At 70.5% G+C, this 19,326-nt stretch carries 21 protein-coding genes; 14 read left to right on the forward strand and 7 right to left on the reverse strand.

Annotation, left to right across the window (positions count from 1 at the left end):
• Positions 1-25: 25 nt before the first annotated feature.
• Complete coding sequence (locus tag HNR67_RS01210) at positions 26-979, forward strand: SGNH/GDSL hydrolase family protein (protein ID WP_185000156.1); 954 nt, start codon at positions 26-28, stop codon at positions 977-979.
• 33 nt (positions 980-1,012) lie between these two features.
• Positions 1,013-2,233 carry an acetyl-CoA C-acetyltransferase gene (locus HNR67_RS01215; RefSeq protein WP_185000157.1) on the forward strand — a complete coding sequence of 407 codons (1,221 nt, stop codon included), beginning with the start codon at positions 1,013-1,015 and terminating at the stop codon, positions 2,231-2,233.
• An 80-nt stretch (positions 2,234-2,313) separates the two neighbouring features.
• Here HNR67_RS01215 and HNR67_RS01220 read toward each other — a convergent pair whose 3' ends face one another.
• A complete protein-coding gene (locus tag HNR67_RS01220) occupies positions 2,314-3,123 on the reverse strand; it encodes a Bax inhibitor-1/YccA family protein (RefSeq protein WP_185000158.1) in 810 nt (269 codons plus the stop codon).
• Between the two features lie 323 nt (positions 3,124-3,446).
• Between HNR67_RS01220 and HNR67_RS01225 the strand changes: the two genes are divergently transcribed.
• The 3 genes from HNR67_RS01225 to HNR67_RS01235 all read left to right on the forward strand — a co-directional run bounded on the left by HNR67_RS01225 (position 3,447) and on the right by HNR67_RS01235 (position 6,576).
• Complete coding sequence (locus tag HNR67_RS01225; protein WP_246492440.1) at positions 3,447-4,871, forward strand: hypothetical protein; 1,425 nt, start codon at positions 3,447-3,449, stop codon at positions 4,869-4,871.
• A gap of 3 nt (positions 4,872-4,874) precedes the next feature.
• Positions 4,875-5,624, forward strand: a complete 750-nt coding sequence (locus tag HNR67_RS01230) for a class F sortase (RefSeq protein ID WP_185000159.1) — start codon at positions 4,875-4,877, stop codon at positions 5,622-5,624.
• Positions 5,625-5,691: 67 nt separating this feature from the next.
• Complete coding sequence (locus HNR67_RS01235; RefSeq protein ID WP_185000160.1) at positions 5,692-6,576, forward strand: DUF6807 domain-containing protein; 885 nt, start codon at positions 5,692-5,694, stop codon at positions 6,574-6,576.
• Here HNR67_RS01235 and HNR67_RS01240 read toward each other — a convergent pair.
• A complete protein-coding gene (locus tag HNR67_RS01240) occupies positions 6,573-7,574 on the reverse strand; it encodes a PQQ-dependent sugar dehydrogenase (protein WP_185000161.1) in 1,002 nt (333 codons plus the stop codon). The two genes, HNR67_RS01235 and HNR67_RS01240, sit on opposite strands and share 4 nt — an antisense overlap.
• Positions 7,575-7,661: 87 nt before the next feature.
• Positions 7,662-8,654, reverse strand: coding sequence for a PQQ-dependent sugar dehydrogenase (locus HNR67_RS01245; protein ID WP_185000162.1), 993 nt, complete (start codon positions 8,652-8,654; stop codon positions 7,662-7,664).
• A 273-nt stretch (positions 8,655-8,927) separates the two neighbouring features.
• Between HNR67_RS01245 and pqqA the strand changes: the two genes are divergently transcribed.
• From pqqA to pqqB, 5 genes are all read left to right on the forward strand, one after another.
• A complete protein-coding gene (pqqA, locus tag HNR67_RS01250) occupies positions 8,928-9,017 on the forward strand; it encodes a pyrroloquinoline quinone precursor peptide PqqA (RefSeq protein ID WP_185000163.1) in 90 nt (29 codons plus the stop codon).
• Between the two features lie 96 nt (positions 9,018-9,113).
• Positions 9,114-9,815 carry a pyrroloquinoline-quinone synthase PqqC gene (pqqC, locus tag HNR67_RS01255; RefSeq protein WP_185000164.1) on the forward strand — a complete coding sequence of 234 codons (702 nt, stop codon included), beginning with the start codon at positions 9,114-9,116 and terminating at the stop codon, positions 9,813-9,815.
• Positions 9,816-9,820: 5 nt separating this feature from the next.
• Positions 9,821-10,105 (forward strand): pyrroloquinoline quinone biosynthesis peptide chaperone PqqD, encoded by a 285-nt coding sequence (pqqD, locus tag HNR67_RS01260; RefSeq protein WP_185000165.1) that lies wholly within the window; start codon positions 9,821-9,823, stop codon positions 10,103-10,105.
• A complete protein-coding gene (pqqE, locus tag HNR67_RS01265; RefSeq protein ID WP_185000166.1) occupies positions 10,098-11,222 on the forward strand; it encodes a pyrroloquinoline quinone biosynthesis protein PqqE in 1,125 nt (374 codons plus the stop codon). Before pqqD ends, pqqE begins: the two co-directional genes overlap by 8 nt.
• Positions 11,219-12,115, forward strand: coding sequence for a pyrroloquinoline quinone biosynthesis protein PqqB (gene pqqB, locus HNR67_RS01270; RefSeq protein WP_185000167.1), 897 nt, complete (start codon positions 11,219-11,221; stop codon positions 12,113-12,115). The genes pqqE and pqqB overlap by 4 nt, the downstream gene beginning before the upstream one ends.
• Here the strand turns inward: pqqB and HNR67_RS01275 are convergent.
• Positions 12,112-13,083 carry an ArsR/SmtB family transcription factor gene (locus tag HNR67_RS01275; RefSeq protein WP_185000168.1) on the reverse strand — a complete coding sequence of 324 codons (972 nt, stop codon included), beginning with the start codon at positions 13,081-13,083 and terminating at the stop codon, positions 12,112-12,114. The genes pqqB and HNR67_RS01275 overlap by 4 nt on opposite strands.
• A 144-nt stretch (positions 13,084-13,227) precedes the next feature.
• On the opposite strand from HNR67_RS01275, the gene HNR67_RS01280 reads away from it, so the two are divergent.
• Positions 13,228-14,187 carry an endonuclease/exonuclease/phosphatase family protein gene (locus tag HNR67_RS01280; RefSeq protein ID WP_185000169.1) on the forward strand — a complete coding sequence of 320 codons (960 nt, stop codon included), beginning with the start codon at positions 13,228-13,230 and terminating at the stop codon, positions 14,185-14,187.
• Between the two features lie 208 nt (positions 14,188-14,395).
• A complete protein-coding gene (locus HNR67_RS01285) occupies positions 14,396-15,358 on the forward strand; it encodes a Fic family protein (RefSeq protein ID WP_221489741.1) in 963 nt (320 codons plus the stop codon).
• Between the two features lie 297 nt (positions 15,359-15,655).
• Here HNR67_RS01285 and HNR67_RS01290 read toward each other — a convergent pair whose 3' ends face one another.
• A complete protein-coding gene (locus tag HNR67_RS01290) occupies positions 15,656-15,931 on the reverse strand; it encodes a hypothetical protein (RefSeq protein ID WP_185000171.1) in 276 nt (91 codons plus the stop codon).
• Between HNR67_RS01290 and HNR67_RS01295 the strand changes: the two genes are divergently transcribed.
• Positions 15,930-17,129, forward strand: a complete 1,200-nt coding sequence (locus HNR67_RS01295) for a sensor histidine kinase (protein WP_185000172.1) — start codon at positions 15,930-15,932, stop codon at positions 17,127-17,129. The two genes, HNR67_RS01290 and HNR67_RS01295, sit on opposite strands and share 2 nt — an antisense overlap.
• Positions 17,130-17,134: 5 nt before the next feature.
• The gene (locus tag HNR67_RS01300) at positions 17,135-17,818 is read left to right on the forward strand and encodes a response regulator (RefSeq protein WP_185000173.1); all 684 of its coding nucleotides are present in this window, start codon (positions 17,135-17,137) and stop codon (positions 17,816-17,818) included.
• 4 nt (positions 17,819-17,822) lie between these two features.
• On the opposite strand, the gene HNR67_RS01305 is transcribed toward HNR67_RS01300, so the two are convergent.
• Positions 17,823-18,425: a hypothetical protein gene (locus HNR67_RS01305; RefSeq protein WP_185000174.1), complete on the reverse strand. Its 603-nt coding sequence runs from the start codon at positions 18,423-18,425 to the stop codon at positions 17,823-17,825.
• Between the two features lie 38 nt (positions 18,426-18,463).
• Entirely contained in the window at positions 18,464-19,300 is an 837-nt protein-coding gene (locus HNR67_RS01310) for an oxygenase MpaB family protein (RefSeq protein ID WP_185000175.1), read from the reverse strand.
• Between the last annotated feature and the right edge of the window lie 26 nt (positions 19,301-19,326).

Below are 19,326 nucleotides of genomic sequence, written 5' to 3' on the forward strand. Positions count from 1 at the left end.
ACCAGGCGGAGGGGAGGCACGAGCCGTGTTCGGACTTCGTATTCTCCGCGCCGCGGTCTTCACCGCGGGTGCGGTCGGCGGACTGTCCGGCGCCGCGTACGGATTGCTCTCCGAGCAGTCCAAACGGGCTCGGAAGATCATCGGAGTGCCGGCCGCGCCACTGCGCGCCGACGGCGTGTACCTGCCCGACGGCAGCGGCCCGCACGCGCCGGCCGACCCGCGGATCACCGGCGATCCACTGGTCTTCGCGGTGCTCGGCGACTCCTCCGCGGCCGGGGTCGGCTGCGACACCACCGAGGAGCTGCCAGGGGTGCTGCTGGCCCGTGGACTGGCCGCGGAGTCCGAGCGCCCGGTGCGGCTGCTCACCCACGCGATCAGCGGCGCGACCAGCCGGGAGCTGGCCGGGCAGACCGAGGCCGCGCTGCTCACCCCGCCGGAGGTGGCGCTGGTGATCATCGGCGGCAACGACGTGACCGCCAGGCTCGGACCGGCCGCCTGCGCGCTGATGCTGGGCGCCGCGGTGCGCCGACTCACCGAGACCGGTGTGGCCGTGGTCGTGGGCACCTGCCCGGATCTGGGCGCGATCCGGCCGATCGCGCAGCCGCTGCGGGCGCTGGTGCGCTCCTGGAGCCTCACCCTGGCCAGGGCCCAGCGCCGGGCCGTGGTGGGCGCTGGCGGCCGGGCGGTGCCACTGGCCGACCTGCTCTCGCCGGAGTTCCTGACCCGGCCGAGCGAGCTGTTCAGCAAGGACATGTTCCACCCCTCCGCGGCCGGTTACGCCGCCGCGGTGGACCTGCTGCTGCCCGAACTGTGCGTGGCCGCCAGCGTCTGGGACGGCGGGCCACTGCCCGACCGGCCCACCCGTTCGGCCGCCGCCGAGGCCAGGCGGCCCACCGCGAAGCTGGTGGCCGGGCTGAACCGGCGGCTCAAGCGGGTGCCCCCGGCAACGTCACACTCCGCCGCCGTTACCGGACAGTAGGCTGCGCTTCAGGCGAACAAAGGAGTTCTCGACATGCCTGAAGCCGTGATCGTGGCGACGGCCCGCTCCCCCATCGGCCGCGCCAACAAGGGCTCCCTGAAGGATGTCCGCGCCGACGACCTGACCGCGAAGATGGTCAAGGCCGCACTGGCGAAGGTGCCCGAGCTGGACCCGAGGGAGATCGACGACCTGATGCTGGGCTGCGGTCTGCCCGGCGGGGAACAGGGCTTCAACATGGCCCGCGCGGTGGCCGTGCTCTCCGGGTACGACCACCTGCCCGGCACCACCATCACCCGGTACTGCGCCTCCAGCCTGCAGACCACCCGGATGGCACTGCACGCGATCAAGGCAGGCGAGGGCGATGTCTTCATCAGCGCCGGGGTGGAGATCGTCTCCAGCTACGCGCGCGGGAACTCCGACGGCTGGCCGGACACCCAGAACCCGCTCTTCGCCGACGCGCAGGCGCGCACCCAGCACGCCGCCGAGCACGGTGCGAGCGAATGGGTGGACCCGCGCGAGTCCGGGCTGCTGCCCGACGTCTACATCCCGATGGGCCAGACCGCGGAGAACCTCGCCCTGAGCAAGGGCGTGACCCGCGAGGACATGGACCACTTCGGCGTCCGCTCGCAGAACCTGGCCGAGAAGGCCATCGCCAACGGCTTCTGGGCCCGCGAGATCACCCCGGTCGAGCTGCCCGACGGCACCGTGGTCAGCACCGACGACGGCCCGCGGGCCGGCACCAGCTACGACAAGGTCTCCACCCTGCAGCCGGTGTTCCGGCCGGACGGGCGGATCACCGCGGGCAACTGCTGTCCGCTCAACGACGGCGCGGCCGCGCTGGTGATCATGAGTGACACCAGGGCGGCGCAGCTCGGCATCACCCCGCTGGCCAGGGTGATCTCCACCGGCGTGTCCGCACTGTCCCCGGAGATCATGGGCCTTGGCCCGGTGCAGGCATCCCAGCAGGCGCTCAAGCGGGCCGGGATGACCGTGGACGACGTGGACCTGGTCGAGATCAACGAGGCCTTCGCGGCCCAGGTGATCCCGTCCTACCGCGACCTGGGCATCCCGCTGGAGAAGGTCAACGTCAACGGCGGCGCGATCGCGGTCGGCCACCCCTTCGGCATGACCGGCGCCCGGATCACCACCACCCTGCTCAACTCGCTGTCCTGGCACGACAAGACCATCGGTCTGGAGACCATGTGCGTCGGCGGCGGTCAGGGCATGGCCATGGTGCTGGAGCGCCTGAGCTGAACTGAGCAGCCCCAAGAAACGAGGAAGGCCCCCGGCGAACCGGGGGCCTTCTCGTGTCTAAGCGGTACCGCGCCGGAGCGTCAGTCCTGCCTGAAGTAGCTCAGCAGGCGCAGGATCTCCAAGTACAGCATGACCACCGTGGCGGTCAGGCCGAACGCGGCGTACCAGGCCCACTTGGCGTCCATGCCGGAGCGGATCATCTCGTCGGCCTGGTCGAAATCGAGCAGCAGCGCGAACGCGGCCACACCGATCACGATGATGCTGAAGATGATCGCGATGGCGCCACCGCTGCGGAGGCCGAGGCCGCCGGGCACGATGAAGCTCGCCACCAGGTTCGCCAGCACCAGCACCAGCACGCCCACGAGCGCGCCGATCACCCAGCGGGTGAGCTTCGGCGTGACCCGGATCGCACCGGTCTTGTAGACGACCAGCATGCCGGCGAACACACCGGCGGTGCCGATCAGCGCCTGCACCACGATGCCCGGGAAGCGCAGGTTCACCAGTGCGCTGATCGCGCCCAGTGCCACGCCCTGGGACAACGCGTAGGTCAGCGTCAGCGGCGCGGACGGCCGCGGACGGAACGACAGGAACAGACCGACACCAAGCCCGATGAGCACCGCGGGCAGGGCCAGGTAGTAGGCCTGGAAGAAGGCGGTCAGGAAACCGGCGACCAGAGTGATGCCGAAGGACGTGGCGGTCTTCATGACCACGTCGTCCACGGTCATCGGACGCTCGGAAATCCCGGGCCGCGAATCGTACTGCTGCTGGTAGCCGGGCTGCTCCTGATAGCCAGCCTGGTAGCCGGCGGGCTGGCCGCCGGTGTTGAACGTCGCGTAGCCGGACCCCTGGTGGGGCAGGTTACGGAACGCCGGGTTACTGCTAGTGCGCACCTGGTCCTCCTGGAGCGTGCTCGCGCCGTCATCCGGTACAACGTCCGAAGGCGCGGACCGGTTCCATGACAGGTAAAGCTGACTTTACTCGCTCCCGCATCGTCCCATGAGCGCCCCCGTCTTCGCTCTGGGTTATGAGGACGAGTCCGATCGTGGGCGCAACGTAGGCCGACAAGATCAGCCAGATGCGCCAAATGGTCTAGACGTCAAGGTGAGAGACACCACACAGTCACCTGCTTGCGTAGCTCTAAAGGCCGATTGCGACTCGCCCGGGGCGGCCGCGAGCATGCGTGGCGACAGGCCGTAGCAAGCAAGGAGCTTTCATGCCAGGCCTTAGAAATCTGCTGGTCGGGGCGATGAGCGTGACGCTCGCCGCCGGCGGCCTCGCGCTGGTGATACCCGGTTCGGCGCTGGCCGCCGGGGAGCGCAGCGGTGAGTACACCAAGCCTCAGGAGTATCAGGGCCGACCCAAGGGAGATGACTGGATCGGCTCGTACACCTGGCGCGGCCGGCAGGTGTGGTGCGTCCGGTTCGCCCTCGACGAACCGGGCGACGCGCTCGAGTACACGCCCAGCAAGGACGGGCTGACCACCAAGTGGAACACCCCCCTCCCCGCCGAGACCAAGGCCAAGATCTCCTACCTGCTGCTGCGCTACCAGGACACCGCCTCGAAGTCCGAGGCCGCCGCACTGGCGCACCTGCTGCACAGCTGGACCTCGGGCACCAAGGACCCGAAGCTGCTGGCCAAGACCAACAACTTCACCCGCATCGGCTATGACGTCGACTTCCACCTCAACGGGTTGTCGGCCGAGGCCAGGCAGGCCGTCGGCCGGTTGCAGGCGGACGCGGACGCGCACTACGGGCCGTGGAAGCTGGCCGTGACCGCGCCCAAGGACGGGCAGCTGATCGGCAAGCCGGGGAACTGGACCATCGCGGTCACCTCGGCCAAGGGTCAGCCGGTCTCGGGTGTGCCGGTCAAGCTGAAGGCGATCGACGCCGAACTGGCCGGGGAAGCCAGTGACGGCGCCGTGAAGACCCCGGCGGGCGGCAAACCACTGGTCGTCGCGGTGATCCCGAAGGGCCCCAACCCCAAGCTGGTGGCCACCGTGGAGAGCCCGAACGCCGATCCGGTGCTGCTGCTGCCGAACAAGCCCACCGCGCAGCGGGCGCTGACCACCGGCGGGCAGACCCCGATCTCGGCCGAGGCCACCGTGCCAGCGGTGACCCAGCCCGGCATCGTCAAGATCGGCAAGGTGGACGCGGCCAGTGGCGCGGCCATCCCCGGCGTGACGCTGCGGATCACCGGGCCGGACAAGGAAGCGCCCGCGCTCAAGCAGGACGGTTCCCCGCTGACCGGCGTGGACGGCAAGCCGCTGGTGGTCAAGACCGGCGACGACGGTCAGGTGTCCGTGGCCGACCTGCGCACCCCGCAGGAGATCTGCCTGATCGAGCTGATCCCGGCCAAGGGCTATGAGGAGGGCTTCGACCCGAAGAAGCCGCCGACGGTCTGCGGCACGGTCGCACCGGGCAACACGCTGGCGTTGTCGCTGACCAACAAGGCCAACGTGCCGAAGAAGCCGGTGGTGCCCAGGGTGATCCCGGCGGGTGACGAGCCCGAGCTGCCGGTGGCCCAGGCCGCGACCGTGACCCAGGTGGAACCGGCAGGCCTGGTCGGATTCGCTATTTTCACGCTGGTCATGGCTACCCTGGGCGTCATGGCTCTGCGTCGACGTCTGCACCAGCGGTGACCCATGGGGAGATCGCTGTATCCCGGTGAGACCAAACGCGACAACCGCGCCCGAGTAGCCGGACTCGGCCTGCTCGGGGTGGCCGCGGTGTGCGTGGCGGCCGGACTCGGCGCCTCCCAGCTCACCACGACGGTCATCGGCGAGCCGGTGGCGGTGGAGTCCCCTCCGCCGTCACCGCTGCGCGCCCGTCCGCTGACCGACATCGGCGACGCGCCGCTGATCCGCTGGGGCCAGCCCGGCGGCGGGAACCCGGCGCAGACCACCACCCCGGCCAAACCGGGTCAGCCCAACCAGATCGTGCAGCCGGCCGGCGGGCAGCGACCCGGCACGATCCGGCTGCCCGAGGGCGGCACCGCCACCCTGGTCCGCAGGGAGGTGGCCCCCGACGGGGTGCTGCCGGTGCCCGACGGCATCAGGGACGCCACCTGGTGGGGTGCCGGACTGGACTCGGCCAAGGGCGCCACGGTGCTGGCCGGGCACGTCAACTGGAAGGGCGCGACCGGGCCGTTCGCCGAGCTGTGGCGCAGTGACAAGGGCCAGCAGGTCACCGTCAAGGACGCCACCGGCAAGACCTACAACTACCGCATCACCGAGGTGCACACCGTGCACAAGGACCAGCTGCCGCAACGCGCGGAGTCGTTGTTCGCCCAGAGCGGCAACCACCGGCTGGTACTGGTGACCTGTGGTGGCCAGTGGATCGGCGGCAGGCTGGGTTACGACGACAACCGGATCATCATCGCCGAACGCGTGTGAGACAGGGCTTTCCGGCCGTTCCCGGACGGCCGGAAAGCCCTTCTCCGACTCCGAGGCTGGTGCGCCGATGACCGCGCTGACCCTGCGGCACGTACCGGACCGATCCGTGGACCTGTGGCACGCCGGCGTCCGGCTGCTGAGCTACCACTACCGCCCAGCGTGCCCCCGACGGGAATCCCCGAAGCCCTACTTCCACCCGCTGCGCACCCTGCGCGGCGCACTGGTCTCGGACTACCGCCCGTCCGACCACACCTGGCACAAGGGCCTGCAACTCGCGGTGGCACACGTGCACGACACCAACTTCTGGGGCGGCCCGACCTACCGCGCCGGTGCGGGATACCTGGAACTGCCCGACAACGGCAGCCAGGTCCACCTGGGCTTCGACCAGCTCGAGTGCACCGGCGAGACCTTCCGGCTGTGCCAGCGCCTGAGCTGGCGCACACCGACCGGCGCGGAACTGCTGGTCGAACGCCGCCACGTCCAGGTCACCGCGTCCGCCCCCGAGCACGCCTGGCGGTTGGGGTTCGAGACCCGGCTGCGCAACACCACCCGGACCCCGATCCACTTCGGCAGCCCCAGCACCAACGGCCGCCCCAACGCCGGCTACGGCGGCCTGTTCTGGCGCGGCCCACGGGAGTTCATCGGCGGCCGGGTGCTGGTCCCCGGTGCGCACGATCCCATGGGCGCCAGGGCGGGCTGGGCCGCGTACATCGGTCAGCACGGGGAGAGCGGCCCGCACTCCACGGTGCTTTTTGTTGACGCACCGGAGAATCCGGGCCATCCGACCGAGTGGTTCGCCCGCAGTTCGGACTACCCAGGGCTGTGCCCGGCACCGTTCTATAGTGCGGAAGTCGTTGTGCCACCGGGAGAGCAGCTGGTGCTGCGGTACACGGTGGTCTTCGCCGACGGGGCCTGGGACGAGTCCCGGATCACCGATTTCCTCGGCCGCTAGCCCTCGCTGCGCAGGATGCGGTCCGGCGCCGGCGCGTTGGAGGTGGTGATCCACAGCGATCCGTCCGGCGCGGGCTCCACCGTGCGCAGGCGGCCGAACTCCTTGTTGTACAAGGCTTTCGGCGTGCCAGTACGGCCATCGCGCAATGGCACCTGCCAGAGTCGCTGGCCCACCAGTCCGGCCACGTACAGACTGCCCTTGTAGTAGGCGATATCGCTCGGGGTGGCTTCCTCGGTGCGCCAGACCACCAGTGGGTCGACGAAGCGCGGGTCACCGCACTTGCCCTCGCAGAGCGGCCAGCCGTAGTTGCGGCCGGGCAGCACCCGGTTCAGCTCGTCCCACTTGGCGTCACCGGCCTCGGCCAGGAACAGCCTGCCGTCGCGGTCCCAGGTCAGGCCCTGGGGGTCGCGGTGGCCGTAGGAGTAGACCAGGGTGCCGAAGGGGTTGCCGAGCACGGGTTTGCCGCTGGTGGTCAGCCGCAGGACCTTGCCTGCCAGTGACTTCGGGTCCTGGGCGAGTTCGGGACGGGCGGTGTCGCCGGTGGTGGCGTACAGGTGGCCGTCCGGGCCGAAGGCGAGCCGGCCGCCGTTGCGCTTGACGCCCACCGGGATGCCGGTGACCAGCGGCACCGGGGGCTGGCCGAGGCGGAGCTTGGCGATCCGGTTGTCGGTTCTCGTGGAGTAGTAGACGAACACCGTGCGGTCGCTCTGGTACCTCGGTGAGACCGCGAGGCCGAGCAGGCCGCCGTGGCCGCCGGTCGGCTGGGCGTCGGCGATCTTCTGCACCTCGGTGGCCTGGCCGCCGCGGATGTTCAGGATGCGGGCGGAGTCCCGTTCGGTGACCAGCGCGCTGCCGTCGGGCAGGAATCCGACACCCCATGGCACCGCCAGTCCACCGGTGACCTCGGTTGGCGGCCGGGTGACGGCCTGGGCCGGGGTCGCGGCCAGCAGGCCGAGGGTGACCGCGGCGGCGAGGGTGGCGATCCGGGCAACGGGCATGGCGAACTCCTGGCGCGTGCTGCGGATGTGGGTGGGGGCCCGTGTCCGGTCCCAGGTCACGGGCCCCCTGATCAGGTGACGGCCGGCTCAGTTGCCGTCAGAGGTGTAGATCCCACCGGGGGTGATGATCCACAGCGAACCGTCCGGCGCGGCGTTCGCGGCGCGGGTGCGGCCCAGGTTGGTGTAGATCTTGCCACCGGAGCCGCTGAGGTTTGTCTTATATGTCCCGCCCTTGAGCGAGGCGATGTACAGGCTGCCCTTGTAGTGGGCCAGGCCACTCGGGGTGGCAGAGGAGGTCGACCAGGTCTTCACCGGGTTGGTGTAGCCCGCGGTGCCGCAGGGGCCCTCGCAGCTCGGCCAGCCGTAGTTCTTGCCGGAGTCGATCTTGTTCAGCTCGTCGACCTTGCTGGCGCCGATCTCCGAGGCGTAGAGCTGGCCGCCGACCCAGGTCAGGCCCTGCACGTTGCGGTGCCCGAGGCTGTAGATCCGGCTGTTGAACGGGTTGCCTGGCGCGGCCGCGCCGTCCTTGGTGATCCGGAGGATCTTGCCGCCCAGCGAGTTCTTGTTCTGCGCGTTGGCCCCGTTCTGGCCGTCACCGGTGCCCGCGTAGAGGAAACCGTCCGGCCCGAAGGCGATCCGGCCGCCGTGGTGGAACTGGGAACCACGCGGGATGCCGGTCACGATCGGCTGCGGCGCCTCGCCCAGCTTGAGCTTGGCGATCCGGTTGTCGCTGCCGGTGGTGTAGTAGATGAAGACGAGCTGGTCGGCCGCGTAGGTGGGCGAGACCGCGATGCCGAGCAGGCCCGCTTCCTTGGTGACGCTCACCCCTGGGATGGTCTGAACGTCGGAAACCTTGCCCGCCTTGTCAATCTTGCGGATCTTCTTGCTGTCCTTCTCGGTGAACAGCGCGGTGCCATCGGGCAGCCAGTCCACCGCCCACGCCTGATTGAGTCCGGAAGCGATCTGTTTGATCGCCGTCGGGGAGACCTCGGACGCTGTGGCGACCGGTGCGGTGAGCGTGGCCGCAGCGGTGGCGGTCGCGACCAAAGCTCCGATGACTGTCCTGCGTCGAGCGTGCATCGTGCCCCTCCTGATCATGCCTGTGGAGTGCGGAAACGGCGGCGGCAAGGGTGGCGGCACAGTGTCGGATGTAAACGCTTGCAGTGGGTCCGACCCTAACCCAAGGCAAGCGCTTACCGCTAGGGCTGTCAATGCCGTCTGGAAAGTTCCCTGAAAAATACGATCGGCCCATAGCGGGATCAAGAAAAACGTGTCTAGCGTGGTGTCGCTCGCCATGAGCACTGGAGAGGGCGGTTCGGCGGCGGACCGCCCGTGATCCGAGGAGTGAGCGTTATGGAAACTCGTGAAGTGTGGACCCGTCCGGAATTCACCGAGTACGACACGCCCATGGAGGTCACCGCGTACGCGGCCCGCATGGACTGATGCTCATCAAGGGCGGGGAGCCACGGCCCTGTGGCTCCCCGCCCGCCTCCGCCGCCGCCAGCACTGTCGGAGTTCTCCTCGAGAGGTAGTGCGGAGATGGCCACCAGCCAGGATGTGTTGTCGCGTGAGGACTTCCTCGCCGCGTTGCAGGCCCTGTCCCATCGCTACTGGGGAACGCACCCCTTCCACCAGCGGATGCACGCCGGTGAGCTGACCGAACACGAGCTGCGGACCTGGGCGGCCAACCGCTGGTACTACCAGTGCATGCTGCCGCAGAAGGACGCGGCCATCATCAGCAACTGCCCGCTGCCCGAGGTGCGCAGGCAGTGGCTGGACCGGATCGTCTACCACGACGGCAAGGTCGACGGCGAGGGCGGCGCGGCCAGCTGGCTGCGGCTGTGCCAGGCCGTTGGCCTGACCCGCGAGGAAGTGCTGGACCAGCGGCACATCGCGCCCGGCACCCGGTTCGCGGTGGACGCCTATGTCAACTTCGCCCGGCAGCAGCCGTGGATCATCGGCGTGGCCTCCGGGCTGACCGAGATGTTCTCCGGACACCTGATGCGGCAACGGGTTTCCGACGTGCTGGCCGGCTACAGCTGGATCCGGCGCGAGGACCTGGCCTACTTCACCACCCGGATCGACAAGGTCTCCGGCGAGGGCAAGGAGACCGTGGACCTGGTGCTGGAGCACTGCGACACCAGGGCACTGCAGGACGCGGCGGTGGCCGCGCTGAGCTTCAAGTGCGATGTGCTGTGGAGCCTGCTGGACTCGATCGAACGCGCCGCGGCGAAGGGCTGACCCCGATGAGCGAAATCACCGGGACCTCCCGGCCGAGGCTGCGCCGCGGGGTGCGGCTCAGTTACGACAAGGTGCGCGAGACGCACGTGCTGCTCTTCCCCGAGGGCGTGCTGGTGCCCAACCCGACCGCGGCCGCGGTGCTCGAACACTGCGACGGGGTCAACGACGTCGACGCGGTGGTGAAGCTGCTCTCCGAGCGCTACCAAGGGGTTGCGGTGGCTGACGTGGCCGGGCTGCTGGCCGCGCTGATCGAGCGACGGATCGTGGAACTGGCGGTGGCCGATGTCTGAGATCCCGGTGTCCCCTGCCGAGGCCCCGCTGGGCATGCTCGCCGAGCTGACCCACCGCTGCCCGCTGCACTGCCCGTACTGCTCCAACCCGCTGGAGCTGATCGCCAAGAACAACGAGCTGACCACCGACCAGTGGCGCACGGTGCTCACCCAGGCGCGCGAGCTTGGCGTGCTGCAGGTGCACATGTCCGGCGGCGAACCCCTTGCCCGCCATGACATCCGCGAGCTGGTCGAGCATGCCAGCGACCTCGGCTGCTACGTGAACCTGGTGACCAGCGGGCTCGGCCTGACCGAACCGGTGCTCCAGGACCTGGCCGATCGCGGGCTGGCGCACGTGCAACTGTCCATTCAGGACTCCGACCCGGTGCGCGGCAACCAGGTGGCCGGGGCCCGCGCGCACGACCGCAAGCTGGCCGCGGCGAAGGTGGTGCACAAGGTCGGCCTGCCGCTGACCGGGAACGTGGTGCTCACCCGGCTCAACCACGACCGGATCGGCGAGATCATCACCATGGCCGAGACCATGGGCGTGGACCGGCTGGAGCTGGCCAACACCCAGTACTACGGCTGGGCGCTGAAGAACCGGGCCCAGCTGATGCCGACCAGGGAGCAGCTGGCCACCGCGGAGCCGATCGTGCGCGCGGCGAGCAAGCGGCTGGCCGGGCGGATGCAGGTGGTCTACGTGGTGGCCGACTACTACGAGGACTACCCCAAGCCCTGCATGCACGGCTGGGGCGCGCGTCAGCTCACCGTGGCGCCCAACGGGGATGTGCTGCCCTGCCCGGCGGCCACCGCGATCAGCACGCTCAAACTGGACAACGTCAAGGACCGGCCACTGGCCGAGATCTGGTACCAGGGCGAGAGTTTCAACGCCTACCGCGGCACCGAGTGGATGAGCCCGACCTGCCAGGTCTGCCCGCGCAAGGAGACCGACTTCGGCGGCTGCCGCTGCCAGGCCTTCCTGCTCACCGGGGACGCGGCGGCCACCGACCCGGTGTGCTCGAAGTCGCCGGACCGGCCGATCATCGACACCATCCTGGCCCGTCACCACCAGGCGCCCGAACCGCTGGACGCACCGCTGGCGATGCGCTGGCTGGCCGCCGAACGAGGAGCACGATGAAGGTTCTGCTGCTGGGCACGGCGGCAGGCGGCGGTTTCCCGCAGTGGAACTGCGCCTGCCGGATGTGCTCGGCAGGCCGCGACGGCCTGCTGACCCACCGCACCCAGGACGGCATCGCGGTCAGCGCCACCGGCGAACGCTGGTTCCTGGTCAACGCCAGTCCGGACATCCGGGCGCAACTGCTGGCGCACCAGGAGTTCCGGCCGAAGCCGCCGCGGGACACCCCGGTCAAGGGCGTGCTGCTGACCGACGCCGAACTGGACCACTCGCTCGGCCTGATGCTGCTGCGCGAGGGCGACCGGCTCGACGTGTGGGCGCCCGAGGCGGTGCTGCACGGGCTGACCGAGGACTTCGGCCTGCGCGGCACGGTCGAGCACTACCGGCGCTGGGACTGGCACACCGTCTCCCCCGGCGTGCCGGTGCACCCGGCGGGCGAGCTGACGGTGACCGCGTTCCCGGTCAGCGGCAAGCGGCCCCGGTACGCGGCAAAGTCCACAATGGACGGACCGTGGGTGGTGGCCTACCGGATCACCGACCCGGCCAGTGGCGGCACGCTGGTCTACGCGCCCTGCCTGCGCGAGTGGCCGGCGGGCTTCGACGAGTTCGTCGCGGACGCCGACTGCGTGATCATCGACGGCACCTTCCACGCCGCGGCGGAGATGTCCGGGGCGACCGGCAAGAAGGCCGACGCGGACCAGAAGTCCATGGGGCACATCCCGATCGCCGGTCCGGGCGGCGGACTGGACGTGCTGTCCCGCTTCCCAGGCAAACACCGGATCCTGACCCACCTCAACAACACCAACCCGGTGCTGGACCCGGCCTCGCCGGAACACGCCGAGGTGGTCGCCGCCGGGGTGGCCGCACCGCCGGACGGCACGCTGTTCGAGCTTTAGGACGCCGCCACCAGCGCGTCGGCCTGCGCGCTGCGCTGGTAGAGCACGAACCGGCCGTCCCGGCTGGCGGTGACCAGGTTGGCCCGGCGCAGCGTGCCCAGGTGGTAGGACACCGTGGCCGGGGCCAGCTCGTGCCGCAGCGCCAGCTCGGCGGTGGAGCGCGGCGCGCCCAGGTCGGCCAGCAGCGCGGCCCTGGTGCTGCCGACCACCCGAGCCAGCTCGGCCGGATCCCGCCGGGTCCGCACGCCGACCCTGGCCGCCGGGTAGTACAGCGCGACCTGCTGCTTGTCGTCGCACTGGATCATGAACTTCGGCCAGCTCAGCACCGAGGGCGCCAGCACGATCGGCTGGCCTGCCACGTCGACCTCGGCCTGGTACGGCTTGTCGATGGCCACCGCCGCGCCGGTCCAGCTGCACTTCGGATCGAGGGTGGACAGCACCTCCCCGACGCCCCTGGTGGCGAGCAGCCGGGCCCGGTCGGCGAGGTCGGCCTCGACCAGCGCCTCGATCTCGCCCCAGCCCTCGGCCAGCGCCCGCCGCCAGAACGTGCCCAGCCCGGCCGCCAGCCGCCCGCCAAGGGTGCCCGCCTCGGCCAGCCCGCGCACCCGCGGCGACATCGGCCGCCCCCAGTGCTTCTCGGCGAAGCCCAGCTGCTCGGCCACCAGCTCCGCCGGACTCTCGGCCAGGTCGGTGAGCTGCGCCTCCAGTGCCTCGCCCGCGGTGCCCGGCCGGGGCTGCGGGGTGAGCAGGTCCGGGGTGTAGTGGTTGCCGTCCAGCGGCAGCAACTCGGTGACCAGCTCGACCTCGGCCGCGCCGAGCGAGTCCCTGGCCAGTGCGCCGGGATCGCCGAAGACGGGATGCCTGCCACCGGTCGCGGCCAGACTGAGCCAGCTGACCGCCTCCATGATCGGCGAGTGCGACAGCCGGATGTTCGCCACCGTCACGGCGTCGCATCGCAGCAGGATCACCGGCCGAACATAGCGCGGATTCGACTGGGTTCGAATGAGTTCCGCCGGGGGCCGGAACGCGGTTTTCTGTTGTCGGCCGGTGGATTGCCGCTCTGGGGGGCAGCGATCCACCGGCCGTTCATCTGTCGCCGTTAGCCTGCGCGCATGCGCTGGTCCCGTCTGTTCCTGTCCGTACTGGCACTCACGATCGGCCTGGCCGTGCCTGCCACGGCCGCCCCAGCCGATGTCCGGGTGCTCACCTGGAACATCTGGCGCGGCGGCCTCGGCGCAGGCGCGGACAACCTGCCCCGGCTGCTGGACCAGATCGTGGCGACCCGCCCGGACGTGCTGTTCGCCGTGGAGACCTACGGCGCGGGCGAGCAGATCCGCCAGGCCCTGACCCGGCGCGCGGGCAAGGGCGCCTACTCCGGCACCCAGATCACGCCCAGCACCACCGGCGGCGACAACCTGTGGATCTTCACCCGCTACCCGGTGACCAGGACCTATCCCGCGCCTGCCGGTGGCAAGGTGACCGCGTTCAACTTCGGCGGTGTCCAGGTCCGGCTGCCCGGCGGCGGCCGGCTGAACCTGTTCGACACCTGGCTGCCCTACACCGACCCGTGGAACGGCTACCTGATCGACGAGAACGCCGCCGCCATCCGGGCCGGTCTGCCGCCCCGGCACACCCCGGCGGCGGTCGCCGCGGCCGAGACCGCGCAGACCACCTACCTGTCCGAGATCATCGCCCGGCACCTCCCGCCGGGCCCGGCCCTGCTCGGCGGCGACTTCAACACCCCGGCGGCCAGTGACTGGACCGAGCAGTGGAAGGACTGCCCGAACCACTTCGGCATGTCCTACCCGCTGCGCACCACCGACCTGCTCGTCGAGGCAGGCTTCACCGACACCTACCGCGCCGCGCACCCCAGCCCGTGCACCGCCGAGGGCCGCACCTGGAGCCCGCAGCCCACCGAGCGGATGATCACACCGCAGCGCATCGACCTGACCTTCGCCAGGGGCGCGGTGGTCACCGGCGGCCAGGTGCTGGACACCCGGCTGCCCCGGCACGGGCCCGGGGTCTTCTACTCCGACCACGCGGCCCTGCTGACCAGCCTTCGGGTGAACTAGAAAACCGATACTCTCCGCAACATCATGTGCCACTGAGTAACATCTCACGCCCTGTTTGATAAGTTTATTTAGATGCGGCGCAGGTGTATCAAACTCGCGGCGAGATGAGCTGGGCCTGGTGCGGGCCAGAAGCGGAGCAGTAGTGGCGGGCAGGGGACGGCCGAGCCGGGCCAGTGTCTACCAGCGATTGGAACACGCCCTGGCCGAGTTGAACACCCGGTTCGGCGGCCTGCCCAACCCCAAAGAAGCCCAGTCGATCTGGGACGACATCTGGCATCTGGAAGCCCACCACTCCACGGCCCTGGAGGGCAACACGCTGGTGCTTCGTGAGGTGCAGGCACTGCTCGACCAAGGCCGCGCGGTCGGAGCCAAACCGCTCGGGGAATACAACGAGGTGCGCGGCTACGCCGATGCCGCCCGTTGGGTCTACGGGCAGGCGCTCGAACCCGACGGCTGGCACGACGGCAGGTTGCTGACCCTCAGCGAAGTCCGGCAGGTACACCACACCGCGATGACGCCGGTCTGGGACGTAGCCCCACACAAGGACGCCACCGATCACGAAGGGCCGGGATGCTTTCGCGAACACGACATCCGCCCGTTCTCCGGCGGCATGACACCGCCGGCCTGGCCGCTGGTGCCAGTTCGGATGCAGCAATGGGTCGACGAAGTCTGCCAGGTGGGTCAGCGACTCAGCACGGGCGAGCAACCAGACCGGCCACTGACCGAGGAGTTGGCCCGTCTGCACAACGAGTTCGAGCGGGTACATCCGTTTCTCGACGGCAACGGGCGCACCGGACGGCTTGTCCTCAACCTCATCCTGGTCCGGCTCGGCCACCCGCCGGTGGTCATCTTCAAGCGGCAGCGGGACGCCTACCTCACCGCATTGCAACGAGCTGACACCGGTGACTACGGAGCACTGGGCGAACTGATCGCCAGGGCGATGTACGACAACCTCAATCGGTTCATCGTGCCCAACGTGGCAGGTCCCGCCCGCCTGGTCCCACTCGCCGCCCTGGTGTCCGAGGACTTCACTCTGCCCGCTCTGCGTCAGGCAGCGCAACGCGGACGACTTGACGCAGTGCAAGGACCAGATGGTGTCTGGCGAAGTTCACGCAAGGCAGTAACCGCGTACCAGGACAACAAGCACAAACGCCGCCGTTCGGCGGGTTGACCGTCCACAACGGACCCCATCCGCCGACCCTTCTCAGTCCACAATGGCCGGTTGTCCGGAGCCCCCTCGCTCTGAGGACGCCATGCGGCCTAGTCCCCAGGTCGGAAACCTTCCGGGGGCTACCTCCATCGCGGGTGCCGAACTCGCCACCGTCAGCCGAGGTGCGCGGGCGTCGTTCCGGGAACGCTGACGGGGCAGACCTGGCGTGCGTGCCCGGGACGGCACTGGCGCGCGCTGTCGGCCCACGCCCCACCGCCGTGGCGGGCGGAGCTGCGTGCGGCGGGACGGCCGCGGCTTTCACCGCAGGTCAGGCGGGCGGGGGAGGAGGAACTGGGTGGAGGCGGCGAACTCGGAACGGTCGCGGCGGGCGCGGCCGTGGGCTTCGCGGGCGATCCGGCCACCGTCCACCTCGGGCACGGTCCCGGCCAGGGCGATGCCCTGGCAACTCGACCATCGGGACCCGAACCCGCAGAACCGGCAGAACAGCACCCCGAACGCCCCTGACCTCAGCGCGCACACCGGCGGTAGGTTGGGGGGTACTGCCCTGGTCGCGCAGTGGTTCGGAGCCCGCATGTCCACACCACTCGGCTGGCGTCCGCCGCGCCCGCTGCAAAACCTGAGTGCCCGTCAGGCGGACCTGCTGGTAGTGGTGATCGTGCTGCTCGCGGTCGAGCTGCCGCTCGGCCTCGGCCTCGGCGGCGGTCCGCCACCGTGGTGGGGTTACCTGGTCGCGGCCTCCACCGCGCTGCCGTTGCTGTTCCGCAGGCAGTCGCCGATGCTCACCATGATCACGGTCAGCGTGGCCGAATTGGTCTACATCGCGCTGGACCTGCCCGACATCTGGAGCATCTACGGCCCGCTGGTGGGCGTCTACACGGTGAGCAGGCACAGCGAGCCGCTGATCCGCCGGATCACGCTGGCGCTGGCCCTGCTCGCGGTGGTGGTGCACTCCGGGATCGACCACATGGAGTTCCAGGAGTTCACCTTCCTGACCACCTGCTCGGTGACCGCCTACCTGCTGGGCTGGGCGGTGCGCACCAACGCCGCCTACACCGTGGCGCTGGAGGAACGCGCGCACCGGCTGGAGCAGGAACAGCAGCTGGAGGCCGAGCGGGCGACCAGCGCGGAGCGCGCCCGGATCGCCAGGGACATGCACGACATCCTCTCCCACGCGGTGGCGCTGATCGTGGTGCAGGCCGAGTCGGGACCGCTGGTGGTGCGGGCCGATCCGGCCCGCGCCGAGGCCAGTTTCGACGCCATCGCCACCGCGGGCCGGGACGCGATGGCCCAGCTCCGGCGGCTGCTCGGGATGGTGCCCAGGGATCCGGCCGAATCGCGCCGGGCGCCGCAGCCGACCATGGACGACGTGCCGCGGATGATCGAGACGGTCCGGGCCACCGGGCTGCACGTGGAGCACAGCGTCTCCGGCACCCCGGCGCCATTGCCGCCGGACACCGAACTGGCGGTCTACCGGCTGATCCAGGAGGCGCTGACCAACACCGTCCGGCATGCTCGGGCCGGCCGGGCCGAGGTGCGGCTGAGCTGGTCGCGGGCCGAGCTGGCGGTGCTGGTGCTCGACGACGGGATCGGCGGGGACAGCCCGCCGCCGGGTCGCGGCGGGCGTGGGCTGGTCGGGATCAGGGAACGGGTCGGCGCCTGCGGCGGCGTGGTGCGGATCGGCCCGCGCGAGGGTGGCGGGTTCATGGTGACGGCGGAGATTCCGCTGGCGCACAAGGACTTCCCGGTGAGCCGGGTAGGACGGGGGAGTTGACCGTGGTGAGCGAGCAGAGCGTAGAGCCGATCCGCGTGGTGATCGCCGACGACCAGGAACTGGTGCGGGCGGGCTTCCGGCTGATCCTGGACAGCCAGCCCGACATCGAGGTGGTGGCCGAGGCCGAGGACGGCGCGAACGCGGTCTTCGCCACCCGGATGCTGCGCCCGGACGTGGTGCTGCTGGACATCCGGATGCCCACCATGGACGGCATCGAGGCGGCCAGGGTGATCTGCGCCGAGACCGAGGCCAAGGTCGTCATGCTGACCACCTACGACCTGGACGAGTACCTCTACGACGCGCTGCACGCCGGGGTGAGCGGCTTCCTGCTCAAGGACGTGCGCCGGGACGACCTGGTGCACGCGGTGCGGGTGGTGGTCACCGGCGAGGCGATGCTGGCGCCCTCGATGACCCGCCGCCTGGTGCAGGACGTGGTCAGCCGCGCGCTGCGGCCCACCCCGGACAACCCGGACCCTCGGCTGGACACGCTGACCGCGCGCGAGGCGCAGACCCTGGAGCTGGTGGCCAGAGGGCTGTCCAACGCGGAGATCGCCAAGGCCATGGTGCTGTCGGAGCACACGGTGAAGACGCACGTCAGCAGCCTGCTGACCAAGCTGGACCTGCGCGACCGGGTGCAGGCGGTGGTCTTCGCCTACGAGTACGGCGTGGTCGGCAGCGGCCGGGTCTGAGCGCTCAGCGGGGCCGGGTGAACCGGTCCCTGATCCGCATCCGCACGGCCTGCCACACCTGACCGGCCACCGACGGCCGCCTGCTGGTGCGGCGCGGCCGCGCGGGCATGCGACGGCCGTGCAACTCCCCCGCGACCTCGGCCACCACCCTCGGATGCCCCAGCGGCACCCGCGTGGCACCGCGGTCGAGCACCTTCACCCGGACCCCGTGCCCGATGAGCACCTGCTCGATCGGCCGGGACCGGGGTTCCGGGTCGACCAGCAGCACCGAGCGGACCGTCCTGGGCTCGCCGCCGGCGAAGGACTCGGTGGCCAGCAGCATGGCCGGTTCGGCGGCCGCGCCCTCGGCCACCAGGTCGATCGCGCCGCCGCCCTCGGCCAGCCGTTCCAGCACGTCCCTGGCCCTGGGCATGGCGGCCTCGGCGGCTGGCAGGCGCAGCCAGGCGATGTGCGTGGAGCGGGCGATGCCGCGCCAGCTGGCTGGCAGGTCGCCGTGCCTGCCCAGGCCCGCTGGATCAAGGACGAAGAGCACGTCGGCGTCCTCGGGTCCCTGCTCCACCAGGTCCGGGCCCTCGGCTCGGCTGGACTTCGATTCGGGTGCGCTCATGGCCTGCCTTTCGGGTGACCCCCGCGAGGGGATACCCACTAGGCCGTTCGGTCACACACCGAGGCGATCCGGGCCTGCGCCGCCCGATAGTGCGGGCCCTGCCGGAGTGAGGTGGGCAGTGCCATCAGCACCAGCCGCAGCGAGCGGGCCAGCGCGGTGGCGGTCAGCTCGGTGCCGGGCAGCCCGGTCAGGCCGTAGCCGCGGCGGGCCCAGTCCGGCAGCAGCGAATAGCTCAGCGCGGCCAGCGCGGCCCAGGCCGGGCGGGCCGGGGTGAACAGCTGCACCGGGGTCGGCATCGGCGGGAACAGCAGGAACCGGGCGGTGCGCCGGGCGGCCGCGGTGCACCGGATCACCGGGCGCATCCGGGCGAAGTAGTCGGCCAGCGCGGCCACCGAGTCCGGGACCATCGCCTCGGGCACACCGACCAGCCGGGCCGCCCGGACCTGTTCGGCCAGGTAGGCGTCGGCCTCGTCGGGACGCAGCCGCATACCGCTGCGCCGGGCGGTGTCCAGGAAGGAGTCGACCTCGCAGTTGTGCACCCACAGCAGCAGCTCCGGATCGGTGACCCGGTAGGACTGGCCGGTCTCCGGCTCCACCCCGGTCAGCCCGCGGTGCGCCCGCCGGACCACCGCGCCGATGGCCTGGGCCTGGCTGAGCGAGCCGTAGGTGACGGTGCCGACGTACTCGGCGGTGCGGATCAGCCTGCCCCAGGGGTCGGCCTGGAACTGGGAGTGCTGCGCCACCCCCGCCATCGCCAGCGGGTGCAGCGCCTGCAGGAACAGCGCCCGCAGGCCGCCGAGGAACAGCACCGGATCCGAGTGCACCCGCCAGGTGACCGAGTCCGGCCCGAAAAGTCCTGTCTCTTCCGCGCCCATTGCCACTCAGTGTCGCACCGCAACGA

Source organism: Crossiella cryophila (assembly GCF_014204915.1).
In the GTDB taxonomy this organism is placed as follows: domain Bacteria; phylum Actinomycetota; class Actinomycetes; order Mycobacteriales; family Pseudonocardiaceae; genus Crossiella; species Crossiella cryophila.

Excerpts from the sequence above, each read along its gene's own strand:
- HNR67_RS01215 (WP_185000157.1), top strand. The coding sequence starts at position 1,013 with ATGCCTGAAGCCGTGATCGTGGCGACGGCCCGCTCCCCCATCGGCCGC.
- HNR67_RS01225 (WP_246492440.1), top strand. The coding sequence starts at position 3,447 with ATGCCAGGCCTTAGAAATCTGCTGGTCGGGGCGATGAGCGTGACGCTC.
- HNR67_RS01230 (WP_185000159.1), top strand. The coding sequence starts at position 4,875 with ATGGGGAGATCGCTGTATCCCGGTGAGACCAAACGCGACAACCGCGCC.
- HNR67_RS01235 (WP_185000160.1), top strand. The coding sequence starts at position 5,692 with ATGACCGCGCTGACCCTGCGGCACGTACCGGACCGATCCGTGGACCTG.
- HNR67_RS01240 (WP_185000161.1), bottom strand. The coding sequence starts at position 7,574 with ATGCCCGTTGCCCGGATCGCCACCCTCGCCGCCGCGGTCACCCTCGGC.
- HNR67_RS01245 (WP_185000162.1), bottom strand. The coding sequence starts at position 8,654 with ATGCACGCTCGACGCAGGACAGTCATCGGAGCTTTGGTCGCGACCGCC.
- pqqA (WP_185000163.1), top strand. The coding sequence starts at position 8,928 with ATGGAAACTCGTGAAGTGTGGACCCGTCCGGAATTCACCGAGTACGAC.
- pqqC (WP_185000164.1), top strand. The coding sequence starts at position 9,114 with ATGGCCACCAGCCAGGATGTGTTGTCGCGTGAGGACTTCCTCGCCGCG.
- pqqD (WP_185000165.1), top strand. The coding sequence starts at position 9,821 with ATGAGCGAAATCACCGGGACCTCCCGGCCGAGGCTGCGCCGCGGGGTG.
- pqqE (WP_185000166.1), top strand. The coding sequence starts at position 10,098 with ATGTCTGAGATCCCGGTGTCCCCTGCCGAGGCCCCGCTGGGCATGCTC.
- pqqB (WP_185000167.1), top strand. The coding sequence starts at position 11,219 with ATGAAGGTTCTGCTGCTGGGCACGGCGGCAGGCGGCGGTTTCCCGCAG.
- HNR67_RS01280 (WP_185000169.1), top strand. The coding sequence starts at position 13,228 with ATGCGCTGGTCCCGTCTGTTCCTGTCCGTACTGGCACTCACGATCGGC.
- HNR67_RS01295 (WP_185000172.1), top strand. The coding sequence starts at position 15,930 with ATGTCCACACCACTCGGCTGGCGTCCGCCGCGCCCGCTGCAAAACCTG.
- HNR67_RS01290 (WP_185000171.1), bottom strand. The coding sequence starts at position 15,931 with ATGCGGGCTCCGAACCACTGCGCGACCAGGGCAGTACCCCCCAACCTA.
- HNR67_RS01305 (WP_185000174.1), bottom strand. The coding sequence starts at position 18,425 with ATGAGCGCACCCGAATCGAAGTCCAGCCGAGCCGAGGGCCCGGACCTG.
- HNR67_RS01310 (WP_185000175.1), bottom strand. The coding sequence starts at position 19,300 with ATGGGCGCGGAAGAGACAGGACTTTTCGGGCCGGACTCGGTCACCTGG.